Raw genomic sequence first — 14,180 nt, 5'->3', positions numbered from 1 at the left:
AGCTAGACTGGGTGATCCGACGCGCGGCACTCGTGTGGCCCGAACCGTTCCAGGAGGAGCGATCGTGAGACTTCCGAACCCTCTGGTCGGCCTGACCGTGCTGCTCGGCATCAGGCGTGCCGTCGCCTCCCGGGGGACGCAGGTGCGGCAGGAGCTCCGCTACCGCGTCCCGCCCGGTCAGGACCCGGCCGCCGCACTGGCGGCCGTCCGCGAGCAGCAGCTGGAGGCGACGATCGTGATCGACGGCGGCTACGAGGACGTGGTCATCGTGTGCGACGCCGACCGCGACCGGGAGCGCGTCCGCCGGACCCTGCGCAACGCCCTGGTCGACCTGGCGGGCGCCGAGGTGCAGGGTCCGCCGATCCGCTTCGTCGACGAGCTGCCGGACGCCTAGCCCCGGTCTGCTGCGGGCTCGGCCTGGAGCCGGAACTTCGCGCGACCCGGCGCGGTGACGGGAGTGAAGAGGTTGACCAGGTTGCCGTCGGGATCGCGGAAGATCAGGGCGCGGTTCCCCCACGGCATGGTGGTCGGCTCCGTGACGACCGCGGTCAGGGTGTTCTCGAGCCGCCGCCACTCCTGGTCCACGTCCTCGACGAGGAACTCCAGGATCGCCGTCCGGTGTAGGCAAGGCCCTCCACCATGTTGTCGTGGCCGCTGCGGTAGTACCGGGTCTGGACCGTGCCGATGTTCTCCCAACCGCCGATCGCCATCAACGCGCCTTCCTTCATCTTCTTGATGTCGACGCAGATGCGCGCCCACCGGTGGCGAAGCGAGTGCCACGGGAAGGCGGCCTTGCGTCGCTTGGTGACGACCTCGACGTAGGTCTGCGTCTCGGGTCCCACTCGTCGCGGGGTTCGACGTAGAGCGCTAGGCGGTGAGCTGGAACTGCTCGCCCCAGCGGGCACCAGAGTTGGCCGCGAGCTCGGGAGCGAGCTCGCCCCACAGCGGGTAGTAGGTTGCCACGGTGCGGCTGAGGGCGCTGACCAGTGTCCGCGACGGTGCGTCCTCGTCACGGATGTAGGTCTCCTCCTGCCCGTTCATCCGAGCCCGCTCGTCGCCCTCGTCCTCGCTGATTCGGACGACGGTCCGGCGGATGCTCGGTGCGGGCATCGAGCAGGCACGCGGCAGCAGCTCGCCTTGCAGCGCTGTGAGGTAGCCAGCCTGGTAGCCCCACAGCAGGAAGGAACGCAGAACGATGGTGTTCTCCTTGACCATGACCTCGGTCCCCGCTTGGGCACGCATCTTGTCGACCAGCTCCCGGTTGACGTCCAGGCCGCGGTAGGTCTCGAACCCCCGCAGCTGCCGCGAGAGGTGCCGCTCGATCTGCGTCCTGTTTTGCGGCTTCCACGGCTTCTTGTCGTCGTAGGGGCTGCGGCCCTGCTCGAGGCAGTCCTCCATCATCGACTCGAGGGTGGCGAAGGCCTTCGGGCCTGCGGCTGAGGAAACCCAGCTGTCGATGCCCTCTGCCTTGGCGATGTCGCCGTCGAGGTCCCTGCCGCCGGTGGTGTCGCCCTCGGAGCCGTCCGGATTCAGCCAGGTGAGCCGGTAGCAGCCCTTGGAACCGGGCCCGGACACGGTCACGTTCCCGACCTGGATCTGCACCGTCTCCGATGCCGTCAGCGCGCTCATCGGGAGCCCTGCGGGCGGTAGGGCTTGAGGGTCTTACCGACCGGAGCAGCGGTGCCGGTCGCCGACGGAGTGCGGTCGGCGCGGCCGGGCCGGCTGCCGGCGCTGGTCCGACCCGAAGTCGTCTGCGTCGAGGTCCGGGGGGTCTTGCGGGCCTTGCCCTTGCTCGACTTGGCGGCCTCGCGGGCCGGCAGCTGCCGGAACCAGGCGAGGACCTCTTCGCGGTCCCACAGGTTGCGGGAGAACCGGCGTTGGCGGCGGGGAAGTCGGGGCGGTAGGTGTGCTCGCGCGCGGTATCGACGGACTCGACGAAGGACGCCGCCGCGCCATGCTCGATCGCCCAGATGGGGGCCTGCAGGTCAATGTTCATGACGGGGACCGGTCCCGCGCGGCATCGATCACGACAATGCCTCACCACCCTCCTCCGCAGGACGACCTGCGACCAGCCGGCGAGATGCGGACGACCCCTGCCGGTTTCGCCCCGGGAAAACCGGGGGCAAACCGACAGGGGTCGAACGTTTCTGCAGGTCAGGGGCAGATCGGCCCCACCTGTCAGATGTCGTAGTACTGACTGACTGACCCATGCTGACCTGCGCAAACGTCGAGATTCCCCGGCCGTTTGTCCCGGGCTTGTAACAGACTAACTCCTCTCCCAGGAGTGCTGGAGCTGACCAGCTCGCCTAGATTGGTCTAGAAAATGGCCGTTCTCTAGGTCCTCCCAACGCGGCTTGGGCACATCACTCGCGGTGGTCGTGGCCACGGTCGCCGTGCGGCAGTTGGCGACGGGGAGAAAGCTGACAACGCGACGGACCGGCTGCCCGCTCATGGCCATGAGAGAGCCACACCCGCAGGCGGGCAGCCGATGAGAGAGCGACAATCCCGGACACCTCGACCGAGACTCGTCAGAACCCGGCCGTGCGGTCAATGGAACTAGCAGCCGCTGAGTGTGCCCTGTCATGCCGAGTAGTGCACGTGTCAGCCCTAGGTCTGTCGCAACCAATCCGGCTCAGGATCAACCGGCAACCGCTGGGCCTGCACGGTTGCATTACCACCAGCAGGGCCTTGGCAATCACCGGTGCACTTCATCGAGCAACCTGACCATCAGAGGCGAGAATGACTGGCTGACTCAGGTGTGCCTCACTGATCCGGCGCGCGTGATCGACGACGGCACGAACTGTCGGTTCGCTTCCGTCGAACCAGCAGTCCACGTCCAGTTCGCGTATCGCTTCGACCGGCACCGGGGCACGGAGGCGGCCGCTCGCCATACAGTCGGGCTGAGTGGGTCGATGGCCGTCACCCGGGCGGCGTCGCCGCCTCAGTTCGTGCGGCAGACCCGTCTTAATCGATGGTTTGAACAACGTCGCCGATTTTGAGTTCTCCGTCGCTGAGGACGTCGACGCGTAGGCCGCCGCGGTGGATCAGTTCTCGGAGTGTGCCCTTGGTGGTGAGGCGTTCTAGGTGGGAGCACGGTTCGCAGAGGCGCTGGCCCAGGCACTCGACGGTACCGACCTGGAAGCGGCGCCCGACGAGGGCGTTGAGGTCGATCCCACGAGTGACGATGTTGCGGCGCGCCTCGGCGTAGCCGATGCAGCGGCCCTCCGGCAGCATGAGGCTGTCGATCACCTCGGCTTCGATGAGGGTGAGGTCATACCCGCGGGAAGTCTCACTGGCCGGGGTGAAGGTCCCTGCTTTGGCGGCATAGCGGTCACTCTCCAGGCCTCGGTTGGCCAACGCCCTGGCGTGGTCGACGGTGCGCATGGCGCCGGTGGCTTGCTCGGCCAGTGCGATCTCAACGACCGTGCCCCGCAGTTGGAGCGGCGGCGACGTGGGTGCGATGAACGCGGGGTCGAGACCGCTGAGAACGTAGCCCTCCCGGACGGGGAGCTCGGCCGCAGCTCGGCCGAGAAGGGTCGGGTTCTGTGGGCTCAGCACCACGCCGGCCGGGGTGCCGAACATCAGCACCGCTGTTGCGTCGTCCGCGGTCGCGTTGGGGCCAGGAGCTCCCAGGACGGCCAGCCAATACCCGGGCCAGTTGAACGAAGACGGTTGCGCGAGCGTCACCAGTCCTGCGCCCCTACCTGCGAGCCAGCCTCTCCAGTGACTGATTGCCCCCGGCAGGTCTGCTCGTGGCTGAGGCACCTCCGTGATGGGCGTCTCGGTCACCGACGCCACACATGCGGCGAAGGATCGAGTGAGTTCGGGGACGGCCTCGTCCTCGGGCAGGTCGACTTCGATCATGCCGGCATCTTCACATGGCGATCGGCACTGACCAAAGGACGCTCAGAGCGCGCGGGCGTGGCCTCTGTGGACGGTCAGCGGACCAAAGGGCTAGTGCTCATAGGTGGTGAGTGCCGTGCTCGCCGGAGGCTTGCGCCCTGCGGTAGACCAACCCCGCAGCGTTCGCTCACTCGCTGGGCAGTGCACCCTCCGTTTGCGACTCTTGCGAGCGACCTCTTCGCCGGCGCGTGAGCGCGGAACCTCACGTCGCCGCTCTCGGAAGCTGCGCGGATTGCGTCAGGCCGGGTGCTTGCTGTCAGTGAGCGATCTTGAGGCCGATGACGCAGGCGATTAGGCCTGCGATGAGCAGCGCCCTGACCGCACTGGCAGGTTCGTCGCCGGTGACCATGCCGAACGCGACGGTCAGCGCGGCTCCGATGCCGACCCACACGGCGTACGCGGTGCCGATGGGCAGGGTGCGCATCGCGTATCCGAGGCCCGCCATGCTGGCGGCAAGCGCTATGAGGAACACCACGCTGGGCATCAGGCGGGTAAACCCTTCACTCTTGCCAAGGGCGACCGCCCAAACGGCTTCGAGCACTCCCGCGACGATTAGGACGAACCAGGCCATGACCGCTCCTCGTGGCCGTCTTGTCGCGGTCCGGGTACGGCTCCCTCGTCCGGCAGTCGGTGTCCGACTGACCCAGCGACCCTATCGGCGACGGTCATCGCCCGGCCAGGGTGAGGGCTGCGTCGGTGATAGAGGTGACGTCGATGCCGTGCAGGGCGTAGGCGTCGTCGAGGTCGCTGGACTGTCCGAAGTCGGTCACGCCAAGGCAGCGGATGCGATCGCCACGGACTCCGGCGAGGAACGACAGGGTGTGCGGATGTCCGTCCTGCACGGTCACCAACGGAGCTGCGGCGTGAGCGGGGAACAGATCCTCCACGACGTCACCGCTCGGGTTGCCGGTGGTCTCGCGGCGGCCGCGCTGCTGAAAAGACCGGAACACCAGGTCGGGGCTCGTCAGGCAGACCACGCCGGCGGTGACGCCGTGCTCGGCGAGCACGCGTGCGGCCTCGACGACCTCGGGCATGAGGACGCCGACGCCGACGAGGGTGACGTCGTCCTCGGCCGCGGGATGGTTGGAGAGCCGGTAGCCGCCGGCGGTGGCCTGGCGGCGGCGCCGTTCGAGGAGCGCCGGGTCCTGCGGGGTGTTGGCGAGCTCAGGGTCGAGGGGACGGGTAGAGAGGCGGAAGTACGCCGACGTGCCGCCGGGAACGCCGACCTGGCTGGCCGCGTGGAGGAACGTCCATTCCAAGTCCTGGGCGAACGCTGGCTCCCACGCGATGCAGCCGGGCTGTTCGAGACCGATGGAGGGGGTGGTGATGGACTGGTGCGCGCCGCCTTCGGGGGCGAGGGTAACCCCAGAGGGCGTGCCGACGAGGATGGACTGACCGCCGGCGTAGATGCCGTAGGACCACGGTTCAAGGGCGCGGCTGACAAAGGGGTCGTAGATGGTCGCGACGGGGATGAGTCGTTGGCCCCACCGCGACCACGTGGTGCCGAGCTCGCCGAGCAAGCCGACAAGGTTGACCTCGGCGATGCCGAGCTCAATGTGCTGACCGGACTCGCTCTCCGACCACCGCAGGACGCGTTCGCGGTCGTCGGCGAACCAGTCGTGGCGCTCCTTGACCGACCAGACGCCCGTCTTGTTGATCCAACCGCCCAGGTTGGTCGACGAGGCCACGTCGGGGCTGCACGTCACCAGTCGGGCGGCGAGCTCAGGGGCGTCGCGAACGACATCGGCGAGCAGCCGGCCGAGCGCGGCCTGGGTGGAGACCGGCTTGCGGTGCGGGTGCCCCAAGGATGTCGGGACGCTCACGGGATCGGTCGGGGTCGTGGCCGGTCGGGCGAGTGCCTCGGCCCTGCGGGTGCAGAGCCGACCGGCATCGGACTCGGCCGGGAACGTGGCCCACGGATCGGTGGTGTCGATGCCGCAGGCCTCGGCGAGCTGGCGCATCTGCGGTTCGGTGAGCAGCGCGGAGTGGTTATTCGGGTGGCCTTCGGTAGCCAAGCCTCGGCCCTTGATGGTGTAGGCGAACACCACCGTCGGGCGGTGGTCGTTGGCGCCGTCGAAGGTGTCGACCAGCAGCGGCAGGTCGTGCCCGCCGAGGTCACGCACCGCCCGGCCGAGCTCGACTGTCGTGAGAGAGGTGACGAGATCGCGGAGCTCGACAGACCCCTGTCCGGACAGAATGCGGTCGGCGACCTCCTCGCCGGGGACCCGGAGCATCCGCTGGTACTCCTCGTTGGGCATCTCCTCGAGTCGGCTGCGCAGCTCGCGTCCGCCGGGACGCTCGAAGAGGTCGCAGACGAAGCGGCCCCACTTGAGGGTGACGACCTGCCAGCCGGCGGCCGCGAACATGCCTTGGAGGCGCTCGATCTGGATGTCTGGGACGACGCGGTCCAGAGATTGACGGTTAAGGTCCACCACCCAGAGCAGTTCACCCAGCGAAGCGACCTGCGGGTCCGCGACCGCCTCCCATATAGCGCCCTCGTCGAGCTCGGCATCGCCGAGCAGGCTGACGAACCGTCCCGCCACAGGGGTGTCGGCGAAGTGAGAGCGGGTGTAGCGGTGCGCGATGGCGGCCCACAGTGCTGCTGTGGCGCCAATGCCGACCGAGCCGGTGGAGAAGTCCACGGTGTCGGGGTCCTTGAGCCGGCTGGGGTAGCTCTGCAGGCCACCCTTGGCGCGCAGCGTCGTCAGGTAGGACTCGTCCAGGTCGCCGAGTAGGTAGTTGATGGCGTGCAGCACCGGGGAGGAGTGCGGCTTTACCGAGACCCGGTCTTCGCCGCGCAAGCTGTGGAACCACAGCGCGACCATGATGTCGACCATCGAGGCCGACGATGCCTGGTGCCCACCCACCTTGACGCCGCTGTGGTTTGGCCGGCCGCGATTGGCCGCATCGACGATGGCCGCCGAGAGCCACAGAACCCGACGGGAGATCTCCCGGAGGACGCCACTGTCGACGGAGGAAGGCGCGGGCGCGGAGGCGCTGTCCGCCGCCCGCTTGACGATCGCGGGCGAGCTGGGGGGAGCGATCATGCCGGTCTCCTTGAATGCGAGTTGCGTTGCACTTATGATGCACTATGCTGCACTCATGGACAACAACGCCGGCGCGCTCGCTGCTGCCATCGGTGCGAAGGTCCGTTCCGAGCGACAGGCGCGCAAGTGGACCCTCGACCAGCTGGCCGAGCACTCGGGCGTGAGTAGGCGCATGCTGATCAACGTCGAGCAGGGCACCGCGAACCCGAGCGTGACCACGCTGCTGCGACTCAGCGACGCGCTCGGCATCGGTCTGCAGGCTCTTGTGGCGGTCCCGCAGACCAAGCCCGTGAAGGTCGTCCGCGCTGGCGATGCCCCAGCGCTGTGGACCGGCGAAAGCGGTGGTCGAGGAGTGTTGCTGGCCGGCACCACGCCACCGGACATCCTCGAGCTGTGGGACTGGACGCTCGCACCGGGCGACCGTCATGACAGCGAGCCTCACGTGCGTGGCACCAAGGAAATTCTGCAGGTTCGTGAGGGCACGGTGACCGTCACCGTCGGCGACCATGCCGAGGTGCTCGAGATCGATGACGCCATCTCATTCGCCAGCGACGTGCCGCACTCCTACGCCAACGAGGGCACCGAACCCGCCCGGTTCTCCCTCACCGTGTTCGAGCCCGGCGTGGGTGCCGGCACGAAGACCGAGGCCAGCCATGACTGACCTCGATGCGTTCCTCGCTGGCGCGAGTGTCGACGACGCCGTAGCCGCCCTGCGCCCTGACTACCGCGCGTTCCTCATCGCCGTCGATGGCCTTCCCGCGTCCTTCAGCGGCGCCAGCAACGCCAGCGACTCGACCGTAGAGGGTCTGCTCGTTCGCGCCGAGAGGTCGGCCGCCGAGCTGCTCGCGACCACGCCCGTGGAAGAGACCTCGCATGTCGCCGCGTGGCGCGAGGCCTACCGGGCGTTCGGCGCGAAGCCGCAGCGCACCCGCAACAGCCTCGAAGCACTGCTGCGCCGCGTAGGGGTAGCTGGGTCCGGGCTACCTCGAGTCAACCCGCTCACTGACATCTACAACGCCATGAGCGTCCTCCACGAAGTTCCCATCGGCGGGGAGGACCTGAACGCCTACGCCGGTACGCCGCGGCTCGTCCGCGCTACGGGCACGGAGCCGTTCGACACCCTCGCCGACGGCAAGCCGACCATCGAGCACCCCGACGTGGGTGAGGTCGTGTGGTGCGACGACGCCGGCGTCACCTGCCGCCGCTGGAACTGGCGCCAAGGCCGTCGCACCCAGCTCTCCCCGCACACCACAGCCGCGTTGTTCATCCTCGACGCACTCGCGCCCATCACCGACGACGCTGCCGCTGCCGCTGGCGATGAGCTCGTTGCTCACCTCCGAAGGCTCGGCTCCGGCGTCCGCGTGGCGCGGCGCCTCATCCCAACCACCCCCACAACGACCGGCACTGCCGCCCAGGAGACCCGCGCATGATCTGCTGCCAGTTCATCTTCAAGCCCGGCACCTACGACGACGACTTCTACCGCCTCGACGGGGAGATCGACGACTACGCACGCAGCCTGCCCGGGTTCGACCGCGTCGAGAAGTGGCTCTCACCGGAAGGGGACGTCGTCAACGCCATGTACTACTTCGCCGACCGCAAGTCCGTCGCACAACTCGGGCGCTTCCCCCAGCACCGCGAGGCCAGGGGCCAGGTCGAGCGCTGGTACGACGGGTACCGCATCGTCGTTTCCGACGTCCGCGCGACCTACGGCGACGGCCGCCTGCCCGCCCCACCCGGCGCCTCGCAGCCCACAAACCAGATCCCCGACCAAGCCCTGGATCAAGCCCCTGATCAAGCCGCAGACGCTACGAGCGAGGACCCGTCATGACCCGCCCCGACAAGCACGACTTCGACACTCTCACCGGCAACTCGTGGTCGGTCCACGGCGGTAACCACGCCGACGAGACCACCGGCGCGATCCGCACCCCCATCGTGATGGCCAACTCCTATCGGCTGCCCGAGGACCCCAGCGACATCGACGCCCCCGGCTACCAAGGCCTGGTGTACACGCGTGAACACGGCGCCAACCAGCGCGGCCTGGAGGAAAAGCTCGCCAAGCTCGACCACGGCGAGGCCGCCGCGGTGTTCGGCACCGGCATGGCCGCCCTGCACGCCGCGTTCTTCACCATCCTCAACCCCGGCGACCACGCCATCGTCTCCAACGTCGTCTACATGCGCGTCGCCGGTCTGTTCACCGACGTCTTCCCGGCCAAGCTCGGCATCGAGGTCGACTTCGTCGACATCACCGACCTCGACGCGGTCCGCGCCGCGGTGCGCCCCAACACGCGACTCGTCCATACCGAGGTGATCGCCAACCCCGACCTCCGCGTCGCCGACGTCCCGGCCCTCGCGACCATCGCTCACGACGCCGGCGCGCTGCTGACCATCGACTCCACCTTCACCCCGCCACCGATGATGCGGCCCTTGGACCACGGCGCCGACCTCGTCATCCACTCACTCACGAAGTACTACAACGGCCACGGTGACGCCATGGGCGGCGTCGTCATCGGCAAACGCGACCTCGTCGAGCAGACCCGCACTGGAGCGATGTGGCACGCCGGCGGAGCGATCAGCCCGTTCAACGCCTGGCTCATCATGCGCGGCTCCACCACCCTCCCGCTACGTCTCCAGCGGCAGTGCGAGAACGCTCAGGCCATCGCAGAGTTCCTCGAGAGCGACTCCCGGGTCGTGCACGTCTCCTACCCGGGACTCCCCAGTCACGACCAGCACGACGCAGCCGTGGCCCAGCTGCTCGGAGGTTTCGGTGGCGTAGTGGCGTTCGCGATAGGCGGCGCACACGGTGACCGGCTGCGCTTCGTCAATGACCTGCGCGTCATCACCTCCGCGGTGAGCCTGGGTCACGACGAGACCCTCATCGCCTACGAGGAGTACCCCGAGGGCCCAGCCGCCGCGTTCGCACAGCCGTTCCGCGAGCACGGCCTGGTCCGCCTCGCCATCGGCCTGGAGTCCAACGACGACCTCATCGCCGACCTCGACGCCGCCCTCACCACCGCTTACGGGCCGCGCTGACCCATGCCGACAGAGACCGCCTTCGCCATCGTCGACGCGTTCACGACCGGGCGCCCGTTCTCGGGCAACCCGGCCGGGGTCGTCGTCCTGGACGCCTTCCCCGGCGACGCGTGGATGCAAGGCGTCGCCAATGAGCTGCACCAGGCCGAGACGGCCTTTCTCGTGCCGGTCGACGAGGCCACGTCGTTCCGGCTGAGATGGTTCACCCCGGTTGCCGAGGTCGCGCTGTGCGGTCACGCCACCCTGGCCAGCGCCCATTGGCTCTGGGAGAGCAGAACAGTCACCGACAGCGCAGCGATCACGTTCACGACCCTGAGCGGAACGCTGATCGCGAAGCGCCGGGATGAACGGATCGTGCTGGACTTCCCCGCCGTCCCGGCGAACCCCGTGCCGCCATCAGCCGACCTCATGACCGACCTGCTCGCCGCACTCAGCGGCGCGACGCCAGTCTGGACGGGCATCACAAGCAACGACGACCCCGGAGAACGCAACGTGCTCGCGGTCCTGGAGTCCGAGGAAGTCCTACGTCGCCTCGCACCCGACCAAGAGGCCGTTGCTCGGCTTCCTGCAGGCGGCCTCATCGTCACCGCCAAAGCGCGTGCCGGTGGAGTCGTGTCACGCTACTTCGCCCCCGTCTACGGGATACCCGAGGACCCCGTCACCGGCTCAGCCCACTGCACCATCGGTCCCTACTGGCAAGACCAGCTCGGCACCGTCCTGGCAGCCGAACAGGCATCAGCGCGCGGCGGAGCGCTGAGCGTCGACACCGGAACCTCCGGCCGGGTGCGCCTGTCCGGGAAAGCGCGCACCGCCGTCACCGGGCTCATCCACTGACCCACGGCCCTTCCGCCTACCCGCGCCCGGCAGGCATTTCGCGTCCAGCGTGCGTCTCCAACCCGATGAACCAAGACTGAGAGAAGAACGATGCGTCAGCTGCACGACCCAAATCAGCGCGACTTCGCCTCTGACAACTACGCCGGAGCACACCCCGAGATCCTTGCAGCGATAGCGGAGGCCAACGGCGGACATCAACCTGCCTACGGCGAGGACAACTACACCGCCAACCTCCAAGAGGTCATGAAGGCGCACTTCGGCCCGGCCACTGAAGCGTTCCCGGTGTTCAACGGCACCGGCGCCAACGTCACTGCTCTCACGAGCCTTCTCCCGAGGTGGGGCGCGGTCATTACCGCGAAGAGCGCGCACGTGAACGTCGACGAGAACGGTGCCCCCGAACGCATCAGCGGGCTCAAGCTCCTCCCCGTAGAGACACCCGACGGCAAGCTGACTCCGGACCTCATCGACCAGGAGGCCTGGGGCTGGGGCGACGAGCACCGCGCCCAACCCCTCGCCGTGAGCATCACCAACACCACCGAGCTCGGCACCCTCTACACGGTCGAGGAGATCCGCGCCATCGCTGAGCACGCCCACGCGAAGGGAATGCTCCTCCACATGGACGGAGCACGACTGAGCAACGCAGCCGCAGCGCTCGACGGCCCCTTCCGCGGGTTCACCACCGACGCCGGCGTCGACATCGTGAGCTTCGGTGGCACCAAGAACGGCATGCTGTACGGCGAGGCCATCCTCGTCCTCGAGCCGACAGCATCCGACGGTTTGCTGTTCCTGCGCAAGCTCTCCATGCAGCTCGCCTCGAAGATGCGGTTCGTCTCCGCGCAATTCCTCGCGCTACTCACCGACGACCTCTACCTCCGCTCCGCCAGGCACGCCAACGCGATGGCCACTCGCCTCCGCACCGCTCTGGAACACCGCGAACTGCCCGAACTCACGTTCACCCAGACCACCCAGGCCAACGCCGTCTTCGCGACCCTGCCACCTCGCGCTGCCGACGAGCTTCGGGCGCAATTCAGGTTCTACGACTGGAACCCCGCCATCGGGGAAGTGCGGTGGATGACTTCCTTCGACACCACCGAACAGGACGTCGACAGATTTGTAGAAGCCATCGCGACGACGCTCACAAGGCTCTAGGGAAACACCGGCTCGAGCCGCACCTAGCATGCCGAGCCGGCTCAAGACCCTGCACGGATGCGTCCCCTGAGCCACCGGCACCAGCACGCGACGCGTGCCGCAGCCAATTCCACCAGCTCGACGAACGGACTCCGCCCATGACACTGCCCGCGATCGACACCATCATCACCTACCCGGACGGTGCGACCAGCTCCACCGGAACTGTGCTGCACGTCGAGCCGATCACCGACGAACGATCCGCCGTCATCCTCGACACCACGGCGTTCCACCCGGTCGACACGGCCTGGCCCGACCAGCCGGCCGACCGCGGAACGCTGACCACCAGCAGTGGCCGGCTCCCCATCGTCGACGCCGTCACCGGCGGCATCCACGACGGCATCCTCCACCTCGGCGCCGACCTGCCCGTCCGCCTGGGCACCAACGGGTGGACCTTCGTCGTCGCCCACATCGTCGCAGGACCACCACCCGTGACCGGTGAGGCCGCCCGGGTCGACGTCGACCGGGGCTACCGTGCGGCGCTCTCAGCCGCGCACACCGCCTGCCACCTCGCCGCGCTCGCCCTCGACGCCGCTCTAGCGTCGGCATGGACGAAGGCCGCACCCACAGATGCCCTGGGCAACCCGGCATTCGACGCCCTAGCGATCCAGCGCTCGCGCATCCAGCCGCACCGCTCCACCGACACCTACCGCATCGGCAAGTCCCTGCGCCGCAAGGGGTTCACGCCCGCCGCTCTAGCCGACCCGTCGGCGGTCGCAGAACGCGTCAACGACCAACTCGCCGGCTGGTTGGCAGCCGGAGGCGCAGTACGCATCCATCGAGACGATGACTCACTCTCCGCCCGGCGCACCTGGGAATGCGAGCTCTCCACCGGCCACACCAACATCCCCTGCGGCGGCACCCACATCCAAGACATCACCGAGCTCTCCGACATCACCACGTCACTCACGACCCGCGACATAGACGGTGGACTCGAGCTGAACATGGAAACGGTCACGACCGCGACCTAACAGCCCTGCTCTCGCAACGCGCCCGCCCCGCCCCATCCTGTGCCCCGCGGGGAGTGGACGGATTCAGGGTCCGTGTGAGGGTCCGTGTGAGTTGAATGGCCCCGGCCCGGTGACTCAGAGGCCCGGCATCAAACGAACGAGATTGCGGAGCCTGGCCGGGGCCGGATTGCCTTCGTCCCCGGCAGGGCTAGGGCCCAGTGGCGAAGACGCCTGGCGTCTGCCCATGGTCCTCTGCGGCGGCGCCGATGTGCATGGGCCGAAAACGGCGTCGGTGCCTCAGCGGGCACCACACTGGGACCGACCGGCGAGGCTTTGAGTGCTCGGTCAGACCTGCTGTAGTCCTAGTCGATGCGCCGTTCTCAGGGCGACGCACTCTCGTCGCTCTCATGAGCGAAGCCGCGAGTATCCGGACCTCGGCATCCGTGAGTGGGTGAGCAGCAACGGTGGGGGAGTACTGACGTCTGCACGCTTGACTTCTCGGGTCGTCGAGAAGGCAGTGAGGGCCCCGGCCAAGCCGGAGCCCTCATCGTCCCGAACGCCGAGTTCGAGCACTACCTGAGAAGTGACTACAGGTCGTAGTACTGACTGACTGACCCATGCTGACCTGCGCAAACTCCGATTCGTTCAGGGGATTTGTATCCCGTTTGGGTAACAGCCGAGCGATTGTCGGCCCTTCAGGGGCGTTCCACTACGAAGACGTCCTCGTCCTCAAACTACCGCCTCGGTGCCGTTGGGCGCGTTGGGGAACGTCGCGGGTGCCTCGGCGTGGCGGGGCCAAGCTGCGATGACGTTAACGCTGTCTGGGGTGTTGAGGCCGTGCGTGAACTCGCGGAGGGCGGCGCGCACTTCGCTGGCGGCTCGGAGCGGGCACCTCTCGATGCTTGGCCGTCTTAGGGTCTGCCCCGAGTTTGGTTGACACCTGACCTCTGAGGTTTCGGCCTCAGGCGGAAGGATGTCCCCGTGGCAAAGCCCTACCCCAAGGAGTTCCGCGACGACGTCGTGGCCGTGGCCCGCAAGGGCCAGGCGCCGCTGGCACAGATCGCGAAGGACTTCGGCGTCTCCGAAGGCTCGCTGACCAACTGGTTGAAGCAGGCCGACATCGAGGACGGCAACCGTCCCGGTATCACCGAGGACGAGCGCAAGCAGCTGCGTGAAGCGAACAAGCGGATCCGACTCTTGGAGCAGGAGAACGAGGTCCTCCGCCGTGCGG

Annotated in this window: 15 protein-coding genes and 1 riboswitch; of the genes, 9 read left to right on the top strand and 6 right to left on the bottom strand. The window is 68.0% G+C overall.

Going from position 1 to position 14,180, the window contains the following annotated elements:
* The first annotated feature begins 64 nt into the window (after positions 1-64).
* Positions 65-394: a hypothetical protein gene (locus BM236_RS12650; RefSeq protein WP_091124336.1), complete on the top strand. Its 330-nt coding sequence runs from the start codon at positions 65-67 to the stop codon at positions 392-394.
* Here the strand turns inward: BM236_RS12650 and BM236_RS19585 are convergent.
* The 6 genes from BM236_RS19585 to BM236_RS12625 form a co-directional block, all read right to left on the bottom strand.
* Positions 391-606, bottom strand: coding sequence for a VOC family protein (locus BM236_RS19585; protein WP_342714183.1), 216 nt, complete (start codon positions 604-606; stop codon positions 391-393). The two genes, BM236_RS12650 and BM236_RS19585, sit on opposite strands and share 4 nt — an antisense overlap.
* Positions 549-842, bottom strand: coding sequence for a hypothetical protein (locus BM236_RS19580; RefSeq protein WP_342714184.1), 294 nt, complete (start codon positions 840-842; stop codon positions 549-551). Before BM236_RS19580 ends, BM236_RS19585 begins: the two co-directional genes overlap by 58 nt.
* Before the next feature lie 25 nt (positions 843-867).
* The gene (locus BM236_RS12640; protein ID WP_091124331.1) at positions 868-1,629 is read right to left on the bottom strand and encodes a hypothetical protein; all 762 of its coding nucleotides are present in this window, start codon (positions 1,627-1,629) and stop codon (positions 868-870) included.
* Positions 1,630-2,964: 1,335 nt separating this feature from the next.
* A complete protein-coding gene (locus BM236_RS12635) occupies positions 2,965-3,864 on the bottom strand; it encodes an MOSC domain-containing protein (protein ID WP_139230106.1) in 900 nt (299 codons plus the stop codon).
* A gap of 295 nt (positions 3,865-4,159) precedes the next feature.
* Complete coding sequence (locus BM236_RS12630) at positions 4,160-4,474, bottom strand: DMT family transporter (RefSeq protein WP_091124327.1); 315 nt, start codon at positions 4,472-4,474, stop codon at positions 4,160-4,162.
* 10 nt (positions 4,475-4,484) lie between these two features.
* Positions 4,485-4,547, bottom strand: a riboswitch (guanidine-III (ykkC-III) riboswitch).
* A gap of 21 nt (positions 4,548-4,568) precedes the next feature.
* Positions 4,569-6,950, bottom strand: a complete 2,382-nt coding sequence (locus tag BM236_RS12625) for a transketolase-like TK C-terminal-containing protein (RefSeq protein ID WP_091124325.1) — start codon at positions 6,948-6,950, stop codon at positions 4,569-4,571.
* Between the two features lie 55 nt (positions 6,951-7,005).
* Between BM236_RS12625 and BM236_RS12620 the strand changes: the two genes are divergently transcribed.
* The 8 genes from BM236_RS12620 to BM236_RS12585 form a co-directional block, all read left to right on the top strand.
* Positions 7,006-7,611, top strand: a complete 606-nt coding sequence (locus BM236_RS12620; RefSeq protein WP_175507675.1) for a helix-turn-helix domain-containing protein — start codon at positions 7,006-7,008, stop codon at positions 7,609-7,611.
* Positions 7,604-8,380 (top strand): B3/B4 domain-containing protein, encoded by a 777-nt coding sequence (locus BM236_RS12615; RefSeq protein ID WP_091124319.1) that lies wholly within the window; start codon positions 7,604-7,606, stop codon positions 8,378-8,380. Before BM236_RS12620 ends, BM236_RS12615 begins: the two co-directional genes overlap by 8 nt.
* On the top strand, positions 8,377-8,778 hold the full coding sequence (locus BM236_RS12610; protein WP_091124317.1) for a hypothetical protein: 402 nt from the start codon (positions 8,377-8,379) through the stop codon (positions 8,776-8,778). Before BM236_RS12615 ends, BM236_RS12610 begins: the two co-directional genes overlap by 4 nt.
* Positions 8,775-9,980, top strand: coding sequence for a trans-sulfuration enzyme family protein (locus BM236_RS12605; protein ID WP_091124314.1), 1,206 nt, complete (start codon positions 8,775-8,777; stop codon positions 9,978-9,980). The genes BM236_RS12610 and BM236_RS12605 overlap by 4 nt, the downstream gene beginning before the upstream one ends.
* A 3-nt stretch (positions 9,981-9,983) precedes the next feature.
* On the top strand, positions 9,984-10,814 hold the full coding sequence (locus BM236_RS12600; RefSeq protein WP_091124313.1) for a PhzF family phenazine biosynthesis protein: 831 nt from the start codon (positions 9,984-9,986) through the stop codon (positions 10,812-10,814).
* A 90-nt stretch (positions 10,815-10,904) separates the two neighbouring features.
* The gene (locus BM236_RS12595; RefSeq protein ID WP_091124310.1) at positions 10,905-11,963 is read left to right on the top strand and encodes a threonine aldolase family protein; all 1,059 of its coding nucleotides are present in this window, start codon (positions 10,905-10,907) and stop codon (positions 11,961-11,963) included.
* A 137-nt stretch (positions 11,964-12,100) separates the two neighbouring features.
* The gene (locus BM236_RS19015) at positions 12,101-12,970 is read left to right on the top strand and encodes an alanyl-tRNA editing protein (protein ID WP_091124307.1); all 870 of its coding nucleotides are present in this window, start codon (positions 12,101-12,103) and stop codon (positions 12,968-12,970) included.
* A 960-nt stretch (positions 12,971-13,930) separates the two neighbouring features.
* Positions 13,931-14,180 (top strand): transposase (locus BM236_RS12585; RefSeq protein WP_217645323.1); only part of this gene is annotated, 250 nt, incomplete at its 3' end.

This window comes from Nocardioides terrae, from assembly GCF_900112345.1.
GTDB lineage: Bacteria > Actinomycetota > Actinomycetes > Propionibacteriales > Nocardioidaceae > Nocardioides > Nocardioides terrae.
This window is presented reverse-complemented; position numbering and strand designations above follow the sequence as displayed.

Bases quoted from the DNA above. Each gene is read 5' to 3' on its own strand.
- BM236_RS12640 (WP_091124331.1), bottom strand. From the start codon at position 1,629: ATGAGCGCGCTGACGGCATCGGAGACGGTGCAGATCCAGGTCGGGAAC.
- BM236_RS12635 (WP_139230106.1), bottom strand. From the start codon at position 3,864: ATGATCGAAGTCGACCTGCCCGAGGACGAGGCCGTCCCCGAACTCACT.
- BM236_RS12630 (WP_091124327.1), bottom strand. From the start codon at position 4,474: ATGGCCTGGTTCGTCCTAATCGTCGCGGGAGTGCTCGAAGCCGTTTGG.
- BM236_RS12625 (WP_091124325.1), bottom strand. From the start codon at position 6,950: ATGATCGCTCCCCCCAGCTCGCCCGCGATCGTCAAGCGGGCGGCGGAC.
- BM236_RS12620 (WP_175507675.1), top strand. From the start codon at position 7,006: ATGGACAACAACGCCGGCGCGCTCGCTGCTGCCATCGGTGCGAAGGTC.
- BM236_RS12615 (WP_091124319.1), top strand. From the start codon at position 7,604: ATGACTGACCTCGATGCGTTCCTCGCTGGCGCGAGTGTCGACGACGCC.
- BM236_RS12610 (WP_091124317.1), top strand. From the start codon at position 8,377: ATGATCTGCTGCCAGTTCATCTTCAAGCCCGGCACCTACGACGACGAC.
- BM236_RS12605 (WP_091124314.1), top strand. From the start codon at position 8,775: ATGACCCGCCCCGACAAGCACGACTTCGACACTCTCACCGGCAACTCG.
- BM236_RS12600 (WP_091124313.1), top strand. From the start codon at position 9,984: ATGCCGACAGAGACCGCCTTCGCCATCGTCGACGCGTTCACGACCGGG.
- BM236_RS12595 (WP_091124310.1), top strand. From the start codon at position 10,905: ATGCGTCAGCTGCACGACCCAAATCAGCGCGACTTCGCCTCTGACAAC.
- BM236_RS19015 (WP_091124307.1), top strand. From the start codon at position 12,101: ATGACACTGCCCGCGATCGACACCATCATCACCTACCCGGACGGTGCG.